Annotated in this window: 18 protein-coding genes and 1 pseudogene; 6 read left to right on the top strand and 13 right to left on the bottom strand. The window is 66.2% G+C overall.

Features of this window, described 5'->3' with window-relative positions; all coding sequences use genetic code 11:
- Positions 1-56 precede the first annotated feature (56 nt).
- The 12 genes and pseudogenes from GT355_RS04690 to GT355_RS04635 form a co-directional block, all read right to left on the bottom strand.
- Positions 57-1,820 (bottom strand): hypothetical protein, encoded by a 1,764-nt coding sequence (locus GT355_RS04690; RefSeq protein WP_160133546.1) that lies wholly within the window; start codon positions 1,818-1,820, stop codon positions 57-59.
- The gene (locus GT355_RS04685) at positions 1,813-2,574 is read right to left on the bottom strand and encodes an ABC transporter ATP-binding protein (protein ID WP_160133545.1); all 762 of its coding nucleotides are present in this window, start codon (positions 2,572-2,574) and stop codon (positions 1,813-1,815) included. Before GT355_RS04685 ends, GT355_RS04690 begins: the two co-directional genes overlap by 8 nt.
- 246 nt (positions 2,575-2,820) lie before the next feature.
- Positions 2,821-3,405, bottom strand: a complete 585-nt coding sequence (locus tag GT355_RS04680) for an NAD(P)/FAD-dependent oxidoreductase (protein ID WP_120070595.1) — start codon at positions 3,403-3,405, stop codon at positions 2,821-2,823.
- 133 nt (positions 3,406-3,538) lie between these two features.
- Entirely contained in the window at positions 3,539-4,540 is a 1,002-nt protein-coding gene (locus GT355_RS04675) for a TatD family hydrolase (protein ID WP_160133544.1), read from the bottom strand.
- 91 nt (positions 4,541-4,631) lie between these two features.
- The gene (locus GT355_RS04670) at positions 4,632-5,579 is read right to left on the bottom strand and encodes a VOC family protein (protein ID WP_160133543.1); all 948 of its coding nucleotides are present in this window, start codon (positions 5,577-5,579) and stop codon (positions 4,632-4,634) included.
- Positions 5,580-5,673: 94 nt separating this feature from the next.
- Complete coding sequence (locus tag GT355_RS04665) at positions 5,674-6,558, bottom strand: fumarylacetoacetate hydrolase family protein (protein ID WP_160133542.1); 885 nt, start codon at positions 6,556-6,558, stop codon at positions 5,674-5,676.
- Positions 6,559-6,817: 259 nt separating this feature from the next.
- Positions 6,818-7,477 (bottom strand): TetR/AcrR family transcriptional regulator, encoded by a 660-nt coding sequence (locus GT355_RS04660; protein WP_394337574.1) that lies wholly within the window; start codon positions 7,475-7,477, stop codon positions 6,818-6,820.
- A 145-nt stretch (positions 7,478-7,622) separates the two neighbouring features.
- Positions 7,623-8,354, bottom strand: a pseudogene (locus tag GT355_RS18530) (pirin family protein); the annotation flags it as partial.
- A gap of 83 nt (positions 8,355-8,437) precedes the next feature.
- Positions 8,438-8,659 carry a hypothetical protein gene (locus GT355_RS04650; protein WP_160133541.1) on the bottom strand — a complete coding sequence of 74 codons (222 nt, stop codon included), beginning with the start codon at positions 8,657-8,659 and terminating at the stop codon, positions 8,438-8,440.
- Between the two features lie 31 nt (positions 8,660-8,690).
- A complete protein-coding gene (locus GT355_RS04645; protein WP_160133540.1) occupies positions 8,691-9,125 on the bottom strand; it encodes a DUF7994 family protein in 435 nt (144 codons plus the stop codon).
- 76 nt (positions 9,126-9,201) lie between these two features.
- Complete coding sequence (locus GT355_RS04640) at positions 9,202-10,473, bottom strand: RNA-guided endonuclease InsQ/TnpB family protein (protein WP_160133539.1); 1,272 nt, start codon at positions 10,471-10,473, stop codon at positions 9,202-9,204.
- Between the two features lie 238 nt (positions 10,474-10,711).
- A complete protein-coding gene (locus GT355_RS04635; protein ID WP_160133538.1) occupies positions 10,712-11,587 on the bottom strand; it encodes a DUF3267 domain-containing protein in 876 nt (291 codons plus the stop codon).
- A 426-nt stretch (positions 11,588-12,013) separates the two neighbouring features.
- Here GT355_RS04635 and GT355_RS04630 point away from each other — a divergent pair, with 426 nt between their 5' ends.
- From GT355_RS04630 to GT355_RS04620, 3 genes are all read left to right on the top strand, one after another.
- Complete coding sequence (locus tag GT355_RS04630) at positions 12,014-13,318, top strand: hypothetical protein (RefSeq protein WP_240145713.1); 1,305 nt, start codon at positions 12,014-12,016, stop codon at positions 13,316-13,318.
- A 12-nt stretch (positions 13,319-13,330) separates the two neighbouring features.
- Positions 13,331-14,107 (top strand): hypothetical protein, encoded by a 777-nt coding sequence (locus GT355_RS04625; protein WP_160133537.1) that lies wholly within the window; start codon positions 13,331-13,333, stop codon positions 14,105-14,107.
- Between the two features lie 199 nt (positions 14,108-14,306).
- Positions 14,307-15,368: a ferritin-like domain-containing protein gene (locus tag GT355_RS04620; RefSeq protein WP_192927959.1), complete on the top strand. Its 1,062-nt coding sequence runs from the start codon at positions 14,307-14,309 to the stop codon at positions 15,366-15,368.
- Between the two features lie 94 nt (positions 15,369-15,462).
- Here the strand turns inward: GT355_RS04620 and GT355_RS04615 are convergent, their stop codons facing one another.
- On the bottom strand, positions 15,463-16,683 hold the full coding sequence (locus tag GT355_RS04615) for a DUF7350 domain-containing protein (RefSeq protein ID WP_160133536.1): 1,221 nt from the start codon (positions 16,681-16,683) through the stop codon (positions 15,463-15,465).
- 179 nt (positions 16,684-16,862) lie between these two features.
- On the opposite strand from GT355_RS04615, the gene GT355_RS04610 reads away from it, so the two are divergent.
- From GT355_RS04610 to GT355_RS04600, 3 genes are all read left to right on the top strand, one after another.
- Positions 16,863-18,140 carry a DUF7405 family protein gene (locus tag GT355_RS04610; protein ID WP_160133535.1) on the top strand — a complete coding sequence of 426 codons (1,278 nt, stop codon included), beginning with the start codon at positions 16,863-16,865 and terminating at the stop codon, positions 18,138-18,140.
- 156 nt (positions 18,141-18,296) lie between these two features.
- Positions 18,297-18,896: an AsnC family transcriptional regulator gene (locus GT355_RS04605; protein ID WP_160133534.1), complete on the top strand. Its 600-nt coding sequence runs from the start codon at positions 18,297-18,299 to the stop codon at positions 18,894-18,896.
- A 160-nt stretch (positions 18,897-19,056) separates the two neighbouring features.
- Entirely contained in the window at positions 19,057-21,672 is a 2,616-nt protein-coding gene (locus GT355_RS04600; protein WP_160133533.1) for a heavy metal translocating P-type ATPase, read from the top strand.
- Positions 21,673-21,731 lie beyond the last annotated feature (59 nt).

Raw genomic sequence — 21,731 nt, 5'->3', positions numbered from 1 at the left:
GAGCAGGCTGGGTACAGCGCCGTTCGTTGGCCGGCCGAAGTGCCACGGCGAGGCCATCAGGGCGGCGAGAAGCGTTCGAACCGGGAGACGGCGTTCCGGTAGAGCGAGCATGCGACGGCGAGACCGGCGACGAGGAGCACCGTGCTGGTGACAATTTGGAGCTGGAGGAGGTCGAGCGCGCGGATCGCGTTCCCCAGCCCGTCGAACCAGTCCGCAGCCATCGAGACCGGGCCACCGGGGGACCCCGCCAGCAGTCCGAGCAGCAACGCCGGCAACGAGCCGAACGACGCACCGAGGAGCCCACGTGTGAGCCCCGGAACGACCGTGAGCAGTACCAGCAGACCGCCGGGGACGACGACCGCCACCAGGTGGACGAACACGGCGGTCATCCGCGGTGGAAGCACGTCGTCGCTTCGCCCGATGCTGATGGCACTGAACCGCGGGAAGGCCATGCCGACCGCGGGCGCGATGGCGACCGCTATCACGGTCAGCGATCCGCTGAGAGCGACCGTCTCGACCCGTTGGACGAGTGTGTAGGGCGAGAACACGCTCGCGACGGCCGTCACGACGAGGACGACCGGGAGACCGAGGAGCAAGCCGGGCGTCATGAGTCCCCGAACGTACTGTCGACCGGGGACCGCCGTAAGCGTCATCGGCAACACTCGTCCCTCGTCGCCGAGGGGGTTCAGGGCGAACAGCGCGCCGGCGAGCCACGGCAGCATCACCGCACACAGCGGCGCTGCGACGGCCGTGACCGACCCCGATTGGTAGCTCGAACTCATGAACGAACTCCCGATGGCGAAGACCGGAACCAGTAGGAACGTCATTCGGTTCGGGTCGCGCCGGGTGCGGAGCAGCGTCCACTCGGCGACGCGCCTCGTTGGCGTCGAGAGGAGGTCCGGGACGACGAGCGGGCCCACGGCGGCAGCGAGCGCGCCGCGATGCGAGGAGCGAGTCGCCGCCGAATCCGTCGTCTCACGGGTCGCGCCGTCATCGGGATTCACCGGTTCGGTGAACCAGAGCGCGACCGCCTCGCGTTCGACGAGCGCCCCGGCCACCACGACAACGAGGGCGCTACCGAGGAGCGCGCCGACCGCCCGGATCGACGAGCCCGCGAACGGCGACCCGGCCGTCGCGAGGTCGGCGAACCACGCCATCGGTAGCCACGCGAGCGACGTCGGGCTCACGACACCGAGCGGGGAGTAGACGAAGAGGAAGTAGATACCCATCAGCACCAACGCCGCGACGATCCCGAGAACCGTCTTGTGGCGCGCGACGAACGGTGAGCTCGCGATCAGCCACGCGATCGCGTACCCACACGCGGTCGCCGTGACGACCGCGGTGGCGACGAACAACACGGTCGTCATCGGGACGAGGACCAGGCTCGCGATCGACCCGAACAGCAAGACCGCGGCGGCGGTCCCCACGACGGTGTACAGTCCGACGTAGGTGAGCGCACGGAGCGTCTCGGCGACGACCAGCCCGCCCGCGACCGTCCGGGCCGAGACGCTCGTGAGCACCATCGACTCGGCCTCGATGTGCGTGTGGGCCGAAACGACCCGCTGACCGACGATGAACACCATGAACAACCAGAACAGTGCGACCATGCCCCTGACCCCGTTTGGGACGGCGAGCGGCCCGATACCTCGGATCTCGCTCGCGAACAGCGCGAGAAGCGCGGTCAGGATCGCCGGCGGCCCCACCACGGGGAGGGCCGTCATCCCGAGCCGGGCTTTGTCACGCCGGATCGCGCGCACCGAGCGCCGAAACTCGAACAGCCCGATACCGAGCGCGTGGCGCGCCCACCCCGACTCAGCCATCGGTGGCCTCCCGGCCTCGGGCGGGTGTATCGGTTGTGAGTTCGAGGAAGGCGTCCTCGAGGCTGCCGGTTTCGCCGGCTTCGGCACGGTTCGTCAGGGCGTCCGGCGTGTCCTCGGCGACGAGCCGGCCGTCGTAGAGGATGCCCACCGTATCGGCGACCGCCTCGACGACCGGCAGGATGTGTGTCGAGAGGAAGACCGTCGTTCCGCCGTCGGCGAGGTCGGCGATCATCTCGCGGAGCGTCCGGGCGGCACGTGGGTCCAGCCCCGACGTTGGTTCGTCGAGGAAGACCACGTCGGGGTCGTGGAGGACGGCCTGGATGTAGGCGACCTTCTGGCGCATCCCCTTCGAGTACTCCGAGATGCGCGTGCCGGCGTCGGCCGCGAGATCGAGGTCCGCGAGGAGGCGATCGATCCGTTCGTGTGCCGCGTCGGTGGGGAGGTCGCGGAGCCCGGCGACGTAGTCGAGCTGCTCCTCGGCGGTCGCCTCCTCGTAGAGCGGCGGCTCCTCGGGGAGATAGCCAATGTGGGGACGGAGCCGGTCGCGGTCGGTGATCGGGGCGGCCGCGATGGTCCCGGTCCCGCTGGAGGGGTGCGTGAGCCCCGTGAGCATCCGCATCGTGGTGGTCTTCCCCGCCCCGTTCGGACCGAGGAACCCGTAGACGGTTCCCGCCGGTACCGAGAGCGAGAGGGAGTCGACGGCGAGCGTGCTTCCGTAGCGTTTCGTCAGGTCGGTGGTATCGATCGCCATCATTGATAGCTTGGATGAAGTCGAGGCATCCATTGAGGAAAATTGGAGACAGATGTGTAATAAAAGTGATGCCAGGGAAGCGGGGTCTCCCGAACGGAGCCCCGACGGACGGTCGGAGGCTCTACACGAGTGCTGCTTCGAACGGGTGAAATCGGTTTCCCGGATCTTCAGCGTCTGAAAATCGGCTCGAAGTCGGAGTTCGGTCGGAAGCCAGACCGACGCTCCACCGTCGCGACCGCGGTCGCCGTCTCAGTCGTCGTCGGCCATCGCGCCGAAGACCTCCTCGGCGTCGGCGGGTACGTTGAAGTCGTGGTAGTGCTCGCCCTTCTCCTTCGTGAGGATGTTGAGCGCCGCCGCGGCACCGTCGCCGGCGGCGATGACCGCCTGCCACTCCTCGGCGCGGACCATCGCGCCCGTCGCGTAGGCGTCCTCGACGCTCGTCTCGGTCGTCACGTCCACGTCCACCGCGCCCTCGTCGGTGAACGCACAGCCCAGATCCTCGGCGAGGTCGCGCTTCGCGCCCGTCGCGAGGATCACGTAGTTCGCCTCGTACTCCTCGTCGGCCGTGACCGTGAAGCCGTCGTCGGTCGATTCGACGGCGGTGACCTCGGCTCCCTGGTGGCGCTCGACACCGAAGTCGTCGACCTGGGTCCGGAGGACCTCCATGTAGTCCGTCCCGTCGATGGAGCCGACGCCGGGGTAGTTGAAGAGGTGGGCCTTGTGCATCCACGTCTGGTCGGTATCGAAGACGGCGGTTTCGAGGCCGTTCTTCTGGGCGAACAGTGCTGCGCTGAGGCCGGCGGGGCCGCCACCGACGATTGCGACGTCTACCATACCACCCTTTATTTTACTGCTCAGTAAAAGCGTTCTGATCCGGCGGGAACCCCGTTCGATCCGGTCCACCGGTCGACGAGAGACTGTCTCAGGAACTCGTCATCCCCGACGGTCGAGACCGACCCCGACCGTGTCAGCTCAGCACGCGACGGGGGTTCTCGTAGACGACCTCGCGGATCGTCTCGACCTCGATGCCCAGCCGATAGAGGTCGAAGATCGCCCGTCTGAACGAGAAGACGTCGCTTCGGAGGATGCCCGCGCTGTCGGTCTCCATCATGACGCGGTCCGGCCCGTACTCGTCGATAACGGCCGCGACGTCCCGTGCCGTGGTCCCGAGCAGCCAGGGATAGCTGATCGTGAAGCTCAGGTACGCGTCGGTGTTCTCGAGCACGAACGGGGCGATGTCACGGTCGGCGTGGGAGAGCACCAGCTGCTCGTCGGGGAGACCCGCCTCCTCGGCGAGTTCGACGTCCAGCTCCGTCGCAGCGCGTTTCGTGTCCGCGGCTTCGATGACCGACTCCTGCTGGAGGTCGCTGTTCAGTTCGTAGCCGGGGATCGGCCCCCGCTCCCGGTAGGGGACGTCCACATTGTCGAGGTTCGGCGGCGTGTGGACGACGGCCGGGAGGTCGTAGTCGGCGGCGAGTTGCAACTGCTCGCGCATCACCGTTCGCTGTGCGTCGAGCTCCCACCGACTCACGTGCTGTGACCCGGTGATACCGATCTCGCCGACGGCCCGGACCGCGTCGTGTTCGAGGTAGTCGGGCATCACGTCGAGCAGTTCCTCGACGTTCTCGACGCGCGCGCCGGTGTGGATCCCGATACCCAGACTCGCATCGAAGACGTGTGACCGGCGGATCGGGTCGAGCCGATTGAGCGCGTCGTCCCAGAGGTAGCGAACGTCTTCGGGCGCGACCGGCTTGTACGGTGTCCAGTAGTACGCCGCGGCCATCATCACCATCTCGTGACAGCCGCTCAGCGCGAACCGCTCCCGGTCGTTCCACGAGAGGGTGTGTGCGTGGTTGTGGACGTCGATCCACGGGAGCGTCGTCAGCTCGACGGGAAGCTCGTCGTCCGGTTCGGTCGTGTAGTCGGCGTCGGTGGGTCGTCTCGTCGGGGTGGCTCGTTCTGGTTCCATCGTCGTTCTCCGTCGAATCGGCGTTGCAGAGTAGCTGTTCGTGCTGGCGACCGCGCAGGTTGTCCCGGGCGGTCCTGCTCCGTCGCCTCGGTCAGTCCGTCGTGAGGTCGGGGAGCTGTTCGTCGATCTCGCTCACGTCGACGTCGAGCCAGTCCGGCACCTTGAGCTCCGACCCGAGCGCGTCGATGCTCTCGTCGAGCGTTACTCCTGGGCCCTCGGTCGCGAACTCGAAAGTCGCACCGCCGGGCTCGGTGAAGTACATCGACCAGAAGTAGTCGCGGTCCTTCCGCGAGGTCGTGATCAGGCCCGCCTCGCGGAAACGCTCGCTCCACTCCTTTTGCTCCCACTTCTCGCCGGTGTCGAAGGCGACGTGCAGGAAGGTTCCCGTTCCTTGGACTCCCTGTGGCGCGTTCGGGCGAACGAGCACGTCGACGTAGTTCGCGCCTTTCCTGTCGCCGGGGGCCTGATACCGGACGTGGTCGCCGGCCTGTGGGTAGTCGGCCCGACCGACCCGGCTCCAGTCCATCGTTTCGAGCGCCCGGAAGGTCCCCGCCGGGTCGTTCGAGTGTATCGTGACGCTGTGGAGCCCTCGAACGCCGTGTTCCGCGGGGACCGGTCCGCCGTCCCACGGGTCGATGTCGGACTCGCCGGTGACGAGTTCGAACGGTGTTCCGTCGGGGTCGGTGAAGCCGATCGCGGTCTCGCCGAAGCGTTCCTCGACGGTGTGCTCGACGTCGTGCTCCTCGAAGCGGTCGATCCAGTACTCGACCGAGTCCTCGGGGATGACGAGGCCGGCCGCGCTGATCTGTCCCTTCCCGACGAGGCCCTCGTTCATGTCCGTAACCGGGAAGTACGTCACGATCGAGCCGGCCGTTCCGGCCTCGTCCCCGTAGTAGAGGTGGTAGATCTCCTCGGGGATGTCGAATCGAACCGTTCGCTTGATGAACCGCAGCCCGATCACCTCGGTGAAGAAGTCCAGGTTCCGCTGCGGGTCGCTCGCGAACGCCGTTACGTGGTGTAGTCGGCTTATTTCTCCCATCGTACTTCACCGTTTACCATGCAGTAAAAGGATATACCGTTCGGGTTAGCGGCCGATTTTACTGGTTGGTAAACGACCTCGTCGAGAGGGGGCCTTACTGGTCGGAATGGCAGTGGTTGTGGAGTTCGCCGACCCCTTCGACGCCCACGGTGACCGAATCGCCGTCCTCGAGCAGGACCTGGGGGTCCCTGAAGTAGCCGACGCCGTCGGGCGTCCCAGTGTAGATCACGTCGCCGGGTTCGAGGGTGAAGGCCCGCGAGCAGAACGAGACCAGCTCGTCGATCCCGAAGATGAGGTGACGGGTGTTCGACGCTTGAAGCCGCTCGCCGTTGACCTCGGTCCAGACGTCGAGGTCCCCGAGGTCGGGGATCTCGTCGGGGGTAACGATGTCGGGGCCGATCGGGCCGAAGGTGTCGAGGCTCTTGCCGCGAACCCACTGCTCGTCGGCCATCTGGAGGTCGCGCGCGGAGACGTCGTTCCCCACCGTGTAGCCGGCCAGGTGGTCGAGCGCGTTCTCCGGGTCGACGTTCCGGGCTCGGTCCCCGATGACGGCGACGAGTTCGCCCTCGTAGTCGACCGCCTCCGTGAGCGTCGGGTCCCACTCGATCGCCGCCCCCGGTCCGGTGAGCGCCGTGGGGAACTTCGAGAACAACACCGGCGCGTCGGGTGCCTCGAACCCGCCCTCGTCGGCGTGGTCGGCGTAGTTCAACCCGACGCAGATCACCTTCGCCGGGTCGGTGATCGGGGCGTGCCGGTCGAGCGAGTCGAGGTCGTAGGTCGCCTCACCCGTCTCGGCAGCGTACTCGACGGCGAGTTCGACCTTCTCTCGCCAGCCCCACGTCGAGAGGAGGTCGACGGTTCCCCCGGGGAGGTCGACACCGATCTCGGCTGCCGCCTCCGGGACGTTGTAAACCGTCTCGCCGTCGACCACACCCACCCACGCCGCGTCGTCGTCGGCCCCGAACCGTCCGATCCTCATCGGTTCGGGGGGCCCTCGTCGGCTCGCTGATCGGTGCTGTCGGCCGGTCGTGAGTCGGTCATGGTGCTCCTCGTCCGTTGTCGACCCGTTCCATTAAGTTTACCGATCGGTAAAATTCGGAAGTCGGATTCGAGCGGGCGATATCCGGTCGGTGTGCCTTCCGACCGAAGTGGCTCTACGGTTGAACTCCGGAGGCAGAACGAGGGAAGAAAACCCCGAGAAGGGAGTCGGCTCGTGGCTGTCGAGCCGTCGTGGACGGTCAGTTTCGGGCGGTCGAACGGGCGCGCTTGAACTCGGGCTCCTCGCCCGGCGGGGCGAGCGAGGAGATGACGAACTCGTCAAGCGCGCGGCGTATCTGTTCCGGCGCTTCGTCGTGGCCGAGCGAGATCCGCCGTCCGCGTGCGGCGTGTATCGCGTCGGTGATGAACTGCGCCGTGTTCTCGGGGTCGACGTCCCGGAAGACGCCCTGTTCGATCCCGCGTTCGATGACGCGGGTGATGCTGCGGCGGATCTTGGTGTAGTGGCGGTTGAATATCTCGCGGTGCTGGTCGTCGTTCTGGGCCTGCGAGAACAGCTCGTGGTAGACGCGCATCCGATCCCAGTGGTCGAAGTCGCTGGCGAACTCGGGGCCGAAGAGACACTGGTCGATCCGGGCGTCCAGCTCCGCCCAGAGGTCGTCGCTCTCGTCGACCGCGACGCTGCCCTCGTACTGCTCGATCACGTATTCGAGAAACGCCGAGATGAGGTCGTGCTTGCCGTCGTAGTAGTAGTGGATCAACTGGCGGGTCATCTCGAACTCGTCGCCGATATCGCGCAGCCGGAGGTCGACGTAGCCGTGCTTGCTGAGCGCCCGAAAGGTCGCCTCCATGATCGCCCGCTCGGTGTCCGTAGCGGTTCCTCGTTCGCTGTCCGGGGTCATATATACCGTCGATAGGGTGGAGCGACGTATTAGATTCGTGGTTGCACCGCCCGTCGTCCCGACCGCTCACCGTTCTACGAGATGGATCCGCGACACATTCAGGAGAAAACGTTCGGCGGGAAGCCCGGCTACTGGACGTACGGCCCTCGCGGATCGGCTCCTCGTGTGGCGACCCGGCGACGGCGACCGCGCGGAACGCCTCCGCCCCGTCGCGTTCGAGGGTGACGTCCCTCGCGCTCGTGACCGGGAGGACGTCTCCCTCCGCGAACCGCTCCCCATTAACCGTCCCGCGGCCGGCGACGCCGTAGAGGAAGCCCGACCAGCCGTCCGGTATCGTCCACGTCCAGCGGTCGGTGACCGCGACGTCGAGGTACTCCGTTCGCGTGTGAAGTTCGATCGGTGACCCGTCGCCGACGACGGTCGTCACGGTGGCACCGTCCTCCACCTCCGTCGGGAGCTCGTCGCCGGTCGCGTCGTCGTAGCTGGGGTCGATCCCCTTGGCCTCGCGCGGGAGGTTCACCCAGAGCTGGAGCCCGCTACACGCGGCCCCGTCGGCGGGGAACTCGGAGTGCTGGATCCCGTTCCCGGCCGTGATCCGCATGACGTCGCCCTCGGTGGCCGTGTGCGTGACACCGAGGGAGTCCCCGTGGTCCATCCCGCCGTCGATCATGTACGAGACGATCTCGAACCCCCCGTGTTCGTGCATCGGAAACCCCCGCTCGGGCTCGATGAAGAACCGCTCGAAGAGGACGAACGGATCGAGGTGTTCGGGGTAGGTGTTCGTCGGGAAGGCGCGGTTCGAATCCACACCGGTTCCGTGCCGAACCATCTCCCCGCCGATGGGGCCGACATCGGGTCGCGCTGGCTCGTTTGACATTCTGGTAAAATTCGAGTCCCGGACGTGATAAGCATCTCGAATCCGGAACCAGAACGTGCGTCGTCGGCCGTTCCGCGAGGCGGTCACTCGGTTCGTGTGCCGCTGGAGACGGTCTCGGTGTGGAGGGTTCGGAGGACGATACCGAGGCTGACGAGCAGTATCACGACCGCGACCAGGACGAGCCAGTCGACACCGAACAGCCGGGGTACCGCGGGTTCGGGATCCGCGATCCGCTCGTAGAGCAGGAGCACCATCGCGATGGCGGTCGATCCCTGTCCCAACAGGATTCGTTGCTTCGTGTTCATGTGAGCGTGTCGAGTGCCATGTCGTCGGTCGTCAGTTCCGTTTCCCCGTTCCCGAGGCGAGTATCGGCCCTGGTTCGAAGACCGAGAGGTCGAAGTGGTGTCCCCCGCGGACCCAGTCGGCACCGATGAAGACTATCGAGCCGCCACCGACGACGGCGAATACGACGAGAGCGAGCAGCGTACTGCTGTCGTACGCCGTCGGCCCGGTGAGAACCGGGATCAACTGGCCGAGAGCCACCGAGACCCCGACCAGGACGTTGCCGACCCCGACGAACTGGTACCACTCGACACCGCCGAGGCGGCGGTCGAACCCACCGAGGACGAACGAGCACCCGGCGAGGGTCATCCCGCCGAGCAGGAGAGCGGTGGCCGGGTCGGCGGGTGACGGGAACCCGAAGGCGACGAGGATCGCCGACTGGAGCGCGATGACGAGGAGACCGACCAGTACGAACCACCGACGTTTCATATCGCCGGTTCGTGTCGTAGAACATTGACATCCTCCCCGCCGTGAACGGCGAGGATTCCCTGCCGCTGGTGGGATATCAGGGTTCGCAACCCGCCTCGGAACGTGGGAAAAACGCTCCCCGCGTTCGTGAAAAGAGACGGGTCGCTGGCTGTGCCAACCAGCCGTTATCCCTATCACCGCCATCCGTGGCGAGATTCGGGAGTACCTTTTGTCGAATATTCTCTGCGCCATTCGTGTCGGCGTTGGCGACCAGTCCGCACTCGTCACAGACGTACAATCCGCGTTCGACACGCTGGCTGTCGTCGCACCGACCACATACCGAACACGACTTCGACGTGTCCCGTTCGGAGACGGTTTCGACCTCGATTCCTTCGGCTTCGGCCTTGTAGTCGAGCATCGTCGTGAAGCGGTCGAACGCCCACCCGTGGAGGTCCATGTTGCCGTGGTCGCCCCAATTGGTGGGGTCGCCGTTTTCGTCCTCGCGGATACCGCCGAGGTCGCCCACGACGATTGTACCGACCTCGCGTTCGACGCATTTTGCCACAATCTCTTTCGAGAGGGTATGGAGAAAGTGCGTGCGGCGGTCAGTGCGCTTCTGGTCGAGACGGCGGGCCTCACGGGAGAACGAGTCGTCACACTCCGCACGCTTCTTGGCGAAGTAGTATTCGTCCTCTTTGAGTGCGCCACCGGGATACAACAGTGAATCGCCACCGAACGAGACGGCGGCGAAGTTGCAGATTCCGAGGTCGATTCCGGCAACCTCGTCGCCCGGCGGTTGAGGGTCAATCGTCGTTCGGCAGACGAATTGGAGTCGCCACTCGCCGCGTTTGTGGACGGCCCGGACCTGCTGGATGTCCCACTCGGTGAGGTCCACATCGGGTCGGGTTTTGTACTCACAGAGCACGAAGTCCGAACGGTGTTCCTTGAGATTCCGGCCTTTCGAGAGGCGAACGCGCTGGTACTGTGCGTCGTGTTTGAAGCCAGCCGCCTTGAACGACACCGTGGAGCGTGGGTGCGAATCGCCGTGTTTGCGGTAGCCGGGCGGTCGGGCACGGTCGTCGCCGTTCCGACGCTTTGCGAACCAGCCGTTGAACGCTTCAGCGAGTTCTTCGAGAACGCGCTGACTGGATTGGGAATGAAGGTCCGTATAGCGTTCGTGGCCTTTGAGTTCGCGTTTGAGTTCCCCGTCATCGGGAATCTCGCCCGTGTCGTCCCACATGCCCTGTGCGTAGTAGCGACCGACGTTCCAGAGCTTCGACGCGGCCCAGCCGAGTTGGTCGAGGTCGTCCCGAACCTGTCGTTGGTTCAGGATGGTGGCTTCGAACGTTCGGATGGTTCGCGTCGGCATCTGTCTCCATAAGCGGTTATGAAGCTCGTAAACATGAACCCACCGGTCACGAATTGACAACGAATATCCGGCCAGCCATCGGCAGGTAGCCAGCAGTTGCGAACATCCGCGACAAAGCTGACGGCGCGTATCCCCGCCCTCAAGGACCGGGTTTTGCGCCTGTCTTTCGCATAAGGATATCTCCGGGCTCGTTCCAGTCGGTTCGCGATGAACCGTTACAGAAACGGAACGAACGGCGCTATCGGGAGCGGACCAACGCGTAGACCGCGCCGAGGATAGCGCCGAGCAGGAAGCTCCCGGGTCCGACCGAGAACGAGTACGACATCGGCGTGGCCGTCGATTCGAAGAGTAGCGTGACCGTTCCGGGCCATCCGACGGTCAGCGATTCGATCCCGAGCGCGAGCAGGGCGAACGGTCCGACGAGGTAGACGCCGATCGGGACGACGGCCGTCCCGATAGCGACGCTCCAGAGGGCGGTCGTGAGCCAGTGACCCTGGGAACTGTCGGTTCGGGTACCGAGGATCCGCAGCCCGGTCGTGCCGTCCTCGATGCGCGTGTGAGCCGGATAGCCGAGCACGGTCAGCACCATCCAGCAGTCACCGACGGCCCCACCGGCGTTCGCGGCTAGCGGGACGATCAGCCACGACCACTCGAAGGCGGCCATCAGCGCGACGCCGAGAACCGTGAGACCCACGAGCGGCGCGAGCGCGACGACGACGAACTGGTTGCGGGTGAACCGGTGGTCGGCCGTCGCGTAGGCGTAGGGTAGCAGGAAGTGCGCGAGACCGACGCCGTAACGCGGTTTTCCCCCATAGTACGAGATCGCGAGTCCGTGGAGCAACTCGTGCGGGAGGACGATCACGACGGCCAGTACGACCACCACCAGCGTTCCCAGCAGCCCGCTCACCGCTCCGACGGAGACGAACTGGTTCACACTGACGAGCGACTGCCCGGTGACCAGCTCGAAGACCCGGCCGAATACCCCGAGCGAGAGCACGAAACCGAGGGTCCCGACGAACGCCAACTGGAGCGCCACCACGCGCGAGAGCGTGATCTCGCGGAGCAGCGTCGAGGCGTCGCGCTCCGGGACCGGCCGAGCCTGAACCGTACTCATCGCCACCTTCCTCCATCGATCGGCCCGTCCGTACGGGTCACTGCCGGCGAACGGGACGCCCGCTTCGAGCGTTCGTCAACGGTCCGCGTATCGGTTCTGCTGCCACTGCTCGTTTCGAAGGGTTTCATCGTCTCTCCCAATTCTCGACAGGTCAGAGGGATACTAACGCTGGTAGAATCAGCCATATAGAAGTCGCTCTACGTATTTAACCGTTCCGTGAGGGATGCCAATTGAGGGAGGTCGAACTCGACCCCTCCAGCGCGTCGGAGCGGTTTTCGATGGGCGCACCAGAACACTATTTCCAGTCCTCCCCCTCCCGTCGGAGGATGGACGATGACTCCGGGTCGGGTCCGTTTTTCTCGGTGTCCGGGACGACCCCCGTCGGACTAATAGCGAAGACAACACACTCTTCTCCGGTAGTATCCAATGGCTTCGCACGACACGATGAATAGAGGGTTCGATCTATCGTCGGATCTGGGGCTGCTGGCTCGTGGCGGTCTCCGGGCGGCGATACTCGTCGGTGCGCTCCAGCTCGTCCCGCTCGCGTCGGCCCACGGCGGGACGGTCAGGATCGTCCAGTGGGCGTCGCTGCTCCCGCTCGTCACCGGGCTCGTCGTCGTCGCCGCCAGCATCTACCTCGGTCGGACCCTCGACACGGGTCGGGACCGATACGCCGTCTACGGGGTCTTCGCCGGGTTGGTGCTCGTCGCGGCCGGCGGCGTGGGGCTGGTACAGCTCTCGCAGATCCAGTCGTTCTCGGTCTCACAGTCGCCGATCCCGGAGGCGGCTTTCTACCCGGCGACCCTCCTCGTCGGCGCGCTCGTGCTGACCGGCAGTTTCGTCGCGGTCCAGCTTCGATGGCCCTCGCGCCCCCGGTACGCGATCCTCGGCATCATCCTCGGGCTCTGGATAACCTACTCGGCGGTCATGGACGCGCTCGGGCTCTACGGCCCGACCAACCCGGTGGGTTATCTCCTCGAACTCGCGCTGCCGGTGACGGTGGGTTACATCTTCTGGCGTGACTGTCGCCACCTGCTCGCCGACCTCCGGAATGACCGTCTCGCACGCCGTTTCGGTGCCGGGATCGCGCTCCTCGCCGCCGTCTTCTTCCTCTTCTCCTCGGGAATGCTGAGCTTCGCCATCGACGACGGCGTCGGGCTCTCGTGGACCCGGATCGACCTGGAGATATTCCCGATCCTCGCGCCGCTGGCGACCTGGCCCGCGCTCGAACTCTTCGTTCCCAGGCTCCCGTTCGTCACACCCGTCCTCGAAGCCATCCTGCCGCCGGACCTGTTCGCGACGCCGCCGTACGTGCCGTTCCGGGCGGCGCTCTCGCCCGGTGTCGTCCTCTTCGTCGGGCTGCTCGGTGGGCTGGTCGGATTGAACGGGGCGGCAATCGCCCACTTCTGGAAGGGCGACGGAGCCGACGCCGGGGAGAACGATACGACGACGAACGCCATCACGGGCGCGCTCGCGCTGTCGGCTCCGAACGCGTGCTGTTGTTGTGGCCCCGTGCTCGCGGAGTTCGCGGTCGTCCTCCTCGGTCCCTCCACCGCGATGCCGCTCTACTGGCTGTTCATCGACCTCGCCTCCCCGGTGGGGATGATCTTCTTCGGCGTCACGATACTCGCGCTCACGGGGAACCTCGTTCGGGCCGACCGGATGAGCCAGGAGCCGAGGTCCTGCGTCGTTCGGGTCGACACGCCGTCCGCGAAGGCGTCGGGCGATTGAGGCACTCCACCGATGAGACTCCCCAACGGACTCGGCGTCGACACCGACCGATGGGGGATTCGGGTGGGTGCATCGTCGCTCGTCGGGGTCGCCGCGCTCGGCGCGATACCGTTCCTCGCGGCGGCGCACGTCCCGTCCACGGAGGCCACCGTCGGCTTTCGCTTCCCGATCCTCGTGCTCGGGTCGGCCCTCGTGGGCTCGCTCGGTGGGGTCGGAGTGGTCGTCGCCCGAGCTCGACATCCATCGGATCGGTTCGGCGGGAAGGGATTCTCCGGCGCACTCGGGGTCGGGCTGACCCTCGTCGGTGTCCTCGTGTTGCTCCCGCTTGGGTCATCGAAGCCCGGACTCACGCTGCTGGCCGGCGCGATGGGGGTCGTCGGCGCGATAGGGCTCTCGCGGCAGGTGCGTGCCGACGACAGAACGGTAGCCCTCTCGACCACCGGTGCGTTGACGCTTCACCAGTTCGTCGAGGGCATGGCGCTCGCCGGCGCGTACATCGCGGGTGGCGTGGTCGGGGTGACCGCAGCGGTGTTGCTGACGCTTCACACCGTCGCCGAGACCGCCGTCGTAGCGGGAACCCACGTCAGCGCTGCCGATACCTCCGGCGCGGTCGTCGCGGTCGGACTGATGCAGACCGTCTACGTCGTCGCGGCCGGTGTCACCTTCGCGGTCGCGTGGTCGATACCCCTGTTCGTGCAGGACCTCGCCGCGGCGGGCGCGGCGGCCGTCCTGCTCGCCGTCGGGCTCCGCGAATGCTGGTCTGTCGCAAGCGGTCGGTCACGCACCTGACGAGGTAGTCGGTGGGTCGCTTCGAACGAAGGAGCTACACCGCCGTCGTATCGAGGCCGCGAGTCAGCGACGTACCAGATATCGTACTGTCGATGTCACGTCGCTTTGCTGGTGTTTCGTTTCGACGTTCAAGCCAGAAAGCACGACCTCGCTTCGCTCGAACCCTCGATCGATCCCTGAGATGGGGTCCGAAACGACCATGAACCTGCCACCATCGCTCCGACCGTCGTCGGCGAACACCGACCGTCGTCAGTTCGTCAAGCTCGCTCTCGGAACGGCCGCGACCGCCGTCGCGCTCCCCACGATGAGCGGCGTCGCCGCGGCTCACTTCCCGGACCAACTCGACATCGACGTCGAACCCGGATCGGAACGAAATCGGGTCGGGACCGGCGAGGACGGTCGAACGACGGTCGCGGTTCGCGCGACCACGTTCACGGACAGGGACGGGGAGCGCGTGACGTTCGACCCGACCGAGCGTGCCGTCAGATACCGCTTCGGAACGACAGACCTGCTCGCGAACGGTGGCGGTGTTCGACCAGTCGACGACGGTGTGGTCGAGAACGTCGACGGCGATGGGACCGACGACCTCGTTCTGACCTTCCCGACGGATGGGGCAGGGTTCACCGGCGACGAGACGAGCGCCTCCCTCTACTGGGAACGGGACGAGTCCGGGGAGCACGGCTATGCAGGATCGGATACCGTCGAACTTCCGGACGACACGTCCCCGAGCGACATCGACGTACTGAACTACGCGCTTTCGCTCGAACACCTCGAACACGCGTTCTACCGGGACGCGCTGGCGTCGAGCGGCGGACGCTTCTCCGAACGCGAGGTCGAACGCTCCGAGGTCGCGCAGTACTTCGCGCGACCGACGCTCCGCTACTCGACGTACCAGCAGTTTGAGGCAATCCGTGATCACGAGAAGGCGCACGTCGAGGCGCTGACTACGACGATCGACGACCTCGGCGGCACTCCCGTTCGGGAAGCGGAGTACGAATTCGGATACGGGACCGTTCCCGCGTTCGTCGCGACCGCGGCCCGTCTCGAGGACATCGGTGTGTCGGCGTACGCGGGTGCCGCCCCACATCTCTCCGACCCGGACGTCCTCTCGGCCGCGCTGAGCATCCACTCGGTCGAGGCACGACACGCGAGCTACTTCGACACGCTGAACCTTCGTCGAGCGGCACCCGATGCGTTCGATACGGCGCGCTCGATGGCGCAGGTCGTCCCCCTCGCGAAGCAGTTCGTCGCTTCGGAGTAGCACTCGTTCGGGAGCGTTCTTCGTTCTCGATTCGGTTCGGGTGCCCGTCGTCGGGACGGTACCGGTCGATCCGTGGCGCACTGCCCTCGACTCGCTACTCGACGGTAATCCGAGTCGTGGCCGTCTGTAGGAACGCGGTTTCGTAGCCCTCATGTCGGGCGACCTGTGGCGGGGTTTCGACGGACAGTTCGAGAACGTCACCCGCCTGTACGGTATCGACCCCCGTGCCGTAGTGGTAGTCGAGTTCCGGATCGAGCGTTGGCGTAAGCGGGCCGTTGAACACCCGCCGTCCATCGCGTGTGAGCGTGCCGGACAGCGACATCGCCGACAGAACGAACCGATTGTACGGCGTCCGTGCCGAGACGGCGAGATACGTGCTCTCGTCGATGTCGAAGTCAGTGGCATCCGGTATCGCGGTGGCGACGAACACGATATCGTCGGCCGTTTTCGTTCGGCCGAGCGTCCGGCCCGGAAGCGAACCGGCAGCGGGTGCAGTGGAGAGGGGCATCGTGTCCATTCTCATCGGGCTGATCGCCTGCCGGTTCCCCTTCCGGTCGTCGAGACGTTGGAACGAGATGTTCTCGAGTGCCTCCCGACTGTAGTCGAACCCGAATTCGAAGGTCTGCGGTTCGGCGAACTGCCCGGCGAAGCCCCGGACTCGGCGGGTCGTCACAGCGGGGACGTCCACGGTCGCGGAGTAAGTGCCTTCCTCGGGGAGGGAGACGTTGTCCCCCGCGTGAAAGCCCATGTTCTGGGAGATCATCGTCCAGGGGGTGTTCGTCGTGACCTCCTCGCCGTCCTGGGAGACCGTTATCGTCGGGCCGGTGTCCATCACGTACATCCCCGTCGCGGCGTCCCAGACGCTGACCATGAGGTGGAGCGTGTCGTCGGACGCTATCGAGACCTTCTCGGTATCGCTTCCGGTGACGGTCCAGAACCGATGTGGATAGCTGTAGGTCAGCGCACATCGAAGCGTCCCCGGCTGGTCCTTCATCCCACTCATCCCGGACATGCCGCCCATCGAGGAGTTGTTTTCCGTCCCGCTCATCCCGGACATCCCGTTCATCGAGGAGTTGTTGTCCGTCTCGTTCATCCCGGACATGCCGTCCATCGAGGAAGTGTTGTTCATCCCGCTCATTCCAGCCATTTCCATCCCTTCCTTGTGCGAGGGAATGTAGACCCCATCCGGCCGGTTCTCGACCATCGGTGGCGCGTACTGGGACCCCGTGGTGAACAGCTGGGTACAGCCGGCGAGCCCACTGGACCCGAGAGTCGCAAAGACCGCTCCGGAACGCAAGAACCTACGGCGATTCATCAGTACTGGGTCTCACAGCGGTATCCCCCTATCCGTTCTGGTGCGGTTCTCGAAATCCCGATGGTCGGGGTTCGACGGTCCCTCCCGAACGCGGCCCACCGGTCGTACATATCGGGGGACGGTAGCGCGTTCGATGGACGAACCAGAACGCGCTTTTGGCTCGAACCCCACGTGATCGTATGCTTCCTCGCACGGACCGTGGCGTCTCGCGACGTGCGTTCGTGAAGGCCGCGGTCGCTATCGGCGGCGGGTCGGCGCTCGCGGCGTGTACGGCGCGCGAGGAGACCCCCGACCTCTCGCAGGGCCCGGACGACCTCTCCGGGTTCCCCGCGCGCCAGCACGCCTGGAACGACGTTCTCGACCTGGACGACGCCGACAACCACCTCGGGCCGCGCCACCGGGTGCTGCTGTACCTCGATTACGCCGGCGACGGCACACCCACCGATGCCGACCGCCGGACCGTCGAACGGGCGTTTCGGGGGCTTGAACACGCCTACCCCCGCTCGAACGACGGCCTGCTCTTCACGGTGAGTTACTCGTCGGCGTACTTCGACCGGTTCGACGACTCGCTTCCGAAGTCGGTGGACCTCGCGGCACCGAAGGCGCTCACCCCGTTCGAGGAGCCGACGCTCGATACCCCCGACGCGGTCGTCCACCTCGCGAGCGACTACGGGAGCGTCGTGCTCGGGGCCGAACAGGCGCTTCTCGGCGAGCAGGACGAACTCAACGGGGTAGCCATCGAGACGGACCCCGGGGGCGTGCTCGAACGAACCGACCGGCGGACGGGGTTCGTCGGCGACGGGCTTCCCGCCGACAACCAGGACGTCGATGGGATCCCCGACTCCGAGCCCGTGCCGGACGACGCACCGCTCTACATGGGGTTCAAATCGGGATTCGACAAGAATCAGGCGACCGAGGACCGCGTGACGATCCGGTCGGGTCCGTTCGCCGAGGGAAGCATCCAGCAGATCTCGAAGATCCGACTCCACCTTGACCAGTGGTACGATCAGGACAGCCGGTCACAGCGGGTGAGCAAGATGTTCTGTCCCGCACACGCCGAGTCGGGGGCGGTGGAGGGCGTCGGCGCGAACCTCGGGAACGCAAGCGGGATGGACGACTGTGCGCCGGCGGAGACGGCGGCGCGCGAGTCCGGTGTCGTCGGCCACTCCCAGAAGATGGTACAGGCACGCGAGAACGACCGCCCGATCATCCTCAGGCGGGACTTCGATTCGACCGACGGCGACGATGCCGGGCTCCACTTCCTCTCGCTCCAGCGGACGACCGAGGACTTCACCCGAACACGGGACGCGATGAACGGGACCGACCTCGCGTCCGAGTCCGCGCTCGGGCAGAAGAACAACAACGGCATTCTCCAGTACATGAGCGTCACCAACCGCGGGAACTACCTCGTGCCGCCACGCGCACACCGGGCGCTTCCGGTGCCACAGCCGACGTAGCGCTCGCTCCTCGTTCCCATCGCGAAGACGAATCACGGAGAGTGGTTTGGATCGGGCAGCGCTATTCGTACATCGGCTATCGGACGAAGGCCGATCTGGAGAACGCCTTAGAAAACAAGGCGAAATCGGTTTCGGGTTCCGGATCCTACTTCGAATATGCGAACCATCGACGAGACCGACGCCGAGATCCTCCGACTGCTGACCGAGGACGCCCGCCGTCCGTACCGTGAGATCGCCGACGCCGTCGGTCTCAGTTCCCCGTCGGTCTCCGACCGCGTGAGCCGACTCGGGGAGCTCGGGATCATCCGTCGGTTCACGCTCGACCTCGACCGCTCGAAGCTCCGTGGCGGCACACCCGTTCTGGTCGAGCTCTCGGTGCGACCGGAGGCGGTCGAGGCGGTCCGTGAGACGCTCACGCGTGCCGACGGGGTCGAACACGTGTTCACGGCCGCCGACCCACGGGTCTTCTTCCAGTCCCGCCTCCAGGACGCGAACGTTCGTGCGTTCCTCTCGGATACGTTCGACGAAGACGGATTGGATGCGATAACCGACTACGAGGTCGTCGTCCTCACGGACGCCGACTGGACGCCGCAGGTCGGCGGGACCGACCTCGCAATAACCTGTGCCGAGTGCGGCAACGAGGTCGGCGAGGAGGGCGAGACCCTCCGTGTCGACGGCGACCTCTACTACCTCTGTTGTCCGTCGTGTCTGGAGCAGTTCGAGGCCCGGTACGAACAGTTCAGTGCCGGTGCCTGATCGGGACGAACGACGGTGCTGCTGTATCGTCCCGAGCGGGATGGGGTAGAAACCCGCGGTCCGGAGCCATCGATCGCCTTCGGATCGTAGGTCGAGGTCGTTCGATGCCTACGTATCTGAAGAAAAGAGGCATTGAACGAGGAGCCCGTATGTACTATCGATGAGTGAGCGAAACGTGCGACTCGACATTCGGGGCATGAGCTGTGCGACGTGCGCCGAGTCGATAACGGAGTCGCTGGACGGCCTCGCGGGGGTGAACGAGGCGACGGTCAACTACGCGACCGACGAAGCGACCGTCGAGTACGACCCCGAGGAAACGTCGCTGGCGGCCATCTATGCGGCGGTCGACGACGCCGGCTACGAGGCGGTGAGCACCTCGGTCACCATCGCCATCACGGACATGACGTGTGCGAACTGCGCCGAGACGAACGAGGAGGCGCTCGAAGGCGTGCCGGGCGTGATCTCGGCGACGGTCAACTACGCGACCGATGAGGCGACCGTCGAGTACGACCCCGCCGAGGCCGACCGTGAACGGCTCTACGGGGCGATCGAGGACGCCGGCTACTCCCCGGTGCGCGACGACGGGGGCGACGGCTCCGAATCGGAGCAGCGCGATACCGCGCACGAGAACGAGATCCGCCGTCAGCGGCGGCTCACGCTGTTCGGCGCGGCACTGTCCCTGCCGCTGATCGCGTTCATGGTCGAGAAACTATTACTGGGTGGCGGTGCGCTCCCCGAGACGGTCTTCGGGCTGGAGCTCGGTTGGGTGGAGTTCCTGCTCGCGACGCCGGTCCAGCTCGTGCTCGGGCGGCCGTTCTACGCCAACGCCTACAAGGCGCTCGTGAAGAACCACCGCGCCAACATGGACGTGCTGATCGCCCTCGGTTCCTCGACGGCCTACCTCTACTCGGTGGTCGTCCTGCTGGGCGTGCTCGCGGGGAGCATGTACTTCGATACGGCCGCGCTGATCCTCGTGTTCATCACGCTCGGTAACTACCTCGAAGCCCGTTCGAAGGGTCGAGCCGGCGCGGCGCTCCAGCAGCTCCTCGAACTGGAGGCCGACACCGCGATCGTCGTCGACGGGGACGGCAACGAAACGGAGGTCCCGCTCGACGAGGTCGCCGTCGGCGACCGGATGAAGGTCCGGCCGGGCGAACGGGTCCCGACCGACGGCGTCGTCGTCGACGGGCGGTCGGCGGTCGACGAGTCGATGGTCACCGGCGAGTCGGTGCCCGTCGAGAAGAGCGAGGGCGACGAGGTGGTCGGGTCGACCATCAACGAGAACGGCGTCCTCACGGTCGAGGCGACCAAGGTCGGTTCGGAGACGGCGCTCCAGCAGATCGTCCAAACCGTCAAGGAGGCGCAGTCGCGCCAGCCGGACATCCAGAACCTCGCCGACCGTATCTCGGCGTACTTCGTCCCCATCGTGATCGCGAACGCGGTGCTCTGGGGCGTCGTCTGGTATCTCTTCCCCGAGGCGCTCGCGGGGTTCGTCGGCTGGCTGCCGGTGTGGGGCCTCGTCGCGGGCGGGCCGGCGGCCGCCGGCGGGGCGGTCTCGGTCTTCGAGTTCGCGGTCGTGGTGTTCGCCTCGGCCGTCCTGATCGCCTGTCCCTGCGCGCTCGGGCTCGCGACCCCGGCGGCGACGATGGTCGGGACCTCGATCGGCGCGAAGAACGGCATCCTGTTCAAAGGTGGTGACGTCCTCGAACGCGCCAAGGACGTCGACACGGTCGTGTTCGACAAGACCGGGACGCTCACCGAGGGCAAGATGGAACTGACCGACGTCGTTCCCCTCGATGCCGCTTCCGCACCGGACAGCTCCGAGACGGCGACCGACGGCGGTACGCGGGCGGTCGGCGGCGCGGAGGCCACGACGAACCGGACCGACGAGGCGACGGTGCTCCACGCCGCCGCGAGCGCCGAGTCCGGGAGCGAACACCCGCTCGCGCGGGCCATCGTCGACGGAACCGAGGAGCGAGACATCGAACGTACCGACCCCGAGGACTTCGAGAACGTACCGGGGCAGGGGATCCGGGCGACGGTCGGCGGGGAGGCGGTACTCGTCGGCAACCGCCCGTTCGTCCGCGAGAACGGTGTCGACCCCTCGGCCGCCGCCGAAGCGCTCGACCGGCTCGAAGGCGAGGGCAAGACCGCGTTGCTGGTCGTGCGGGGGGAGACGTTGCTCGGGCTCGTCGCCACCGCCGACACGGTCAAGGGGAGCGCCGAGGAGGCCGTCACGGCGCTCCACGAGCGCGGTGTCTCGGTCCACATGATCACCGGCGACAACGAGCGGACGGCCGAAGCGGTCGCCGAGGCGGTCGGCATCGACCCCGCGAACGTCCGGGCGGGGGTTCTCCCCGAGGACAAGTCGGCTGCCATCGACGACATCCAGCGGGACGGTCGGACGGCGATGATGGTCGGTGACGGGGTCAACGACGCGCCGGCGCTCGCGACCGCCGCCGTCGGGACCGCGATCGGCTCCGGGACCGACGTCGCCATCGAGGCCGCCGACGTCACCCTGCTGCGCGACGACCCGCTCGACGTGGTGAAGGCGATCCGCATCAGCGACGGCACGCTCCGGAAGATCGAACAGAACCTCTTCTGGGCGCTCGGCTACAACACCGCGATGATCCCGCTGGCCTCGCTGGGCCTCCTCCAGCCCGCACTGGCCGCGGCCGCGATGGCGTTCTCGTCGGTCTCGGTGCTCTCGAACAGCCTACTGTTCCGCCGGTACACCCCCGACCACGACTACGAGCTTCTCGGGTTCCTCCGGTAACGGGCAGCGTCGTGTGCGACCCCGGCAGCCCGAACGTATCGAACGAACTATACGATCGG

The sequence above is a fragment of the Halococcus salsus genome (genome assembly GCF_009900715.1).
Classification (GTDB): domain Archaea; phylum Halobacteriota; class Halobacteria; order Halobacteriales; family Halococcaceae; genus Halococcus; species Halococcus salsus.
Note: the sequence above shows the minus strand (reverse complement) of the source record. Positions and strands in the feature narration are given on the sequence as shown.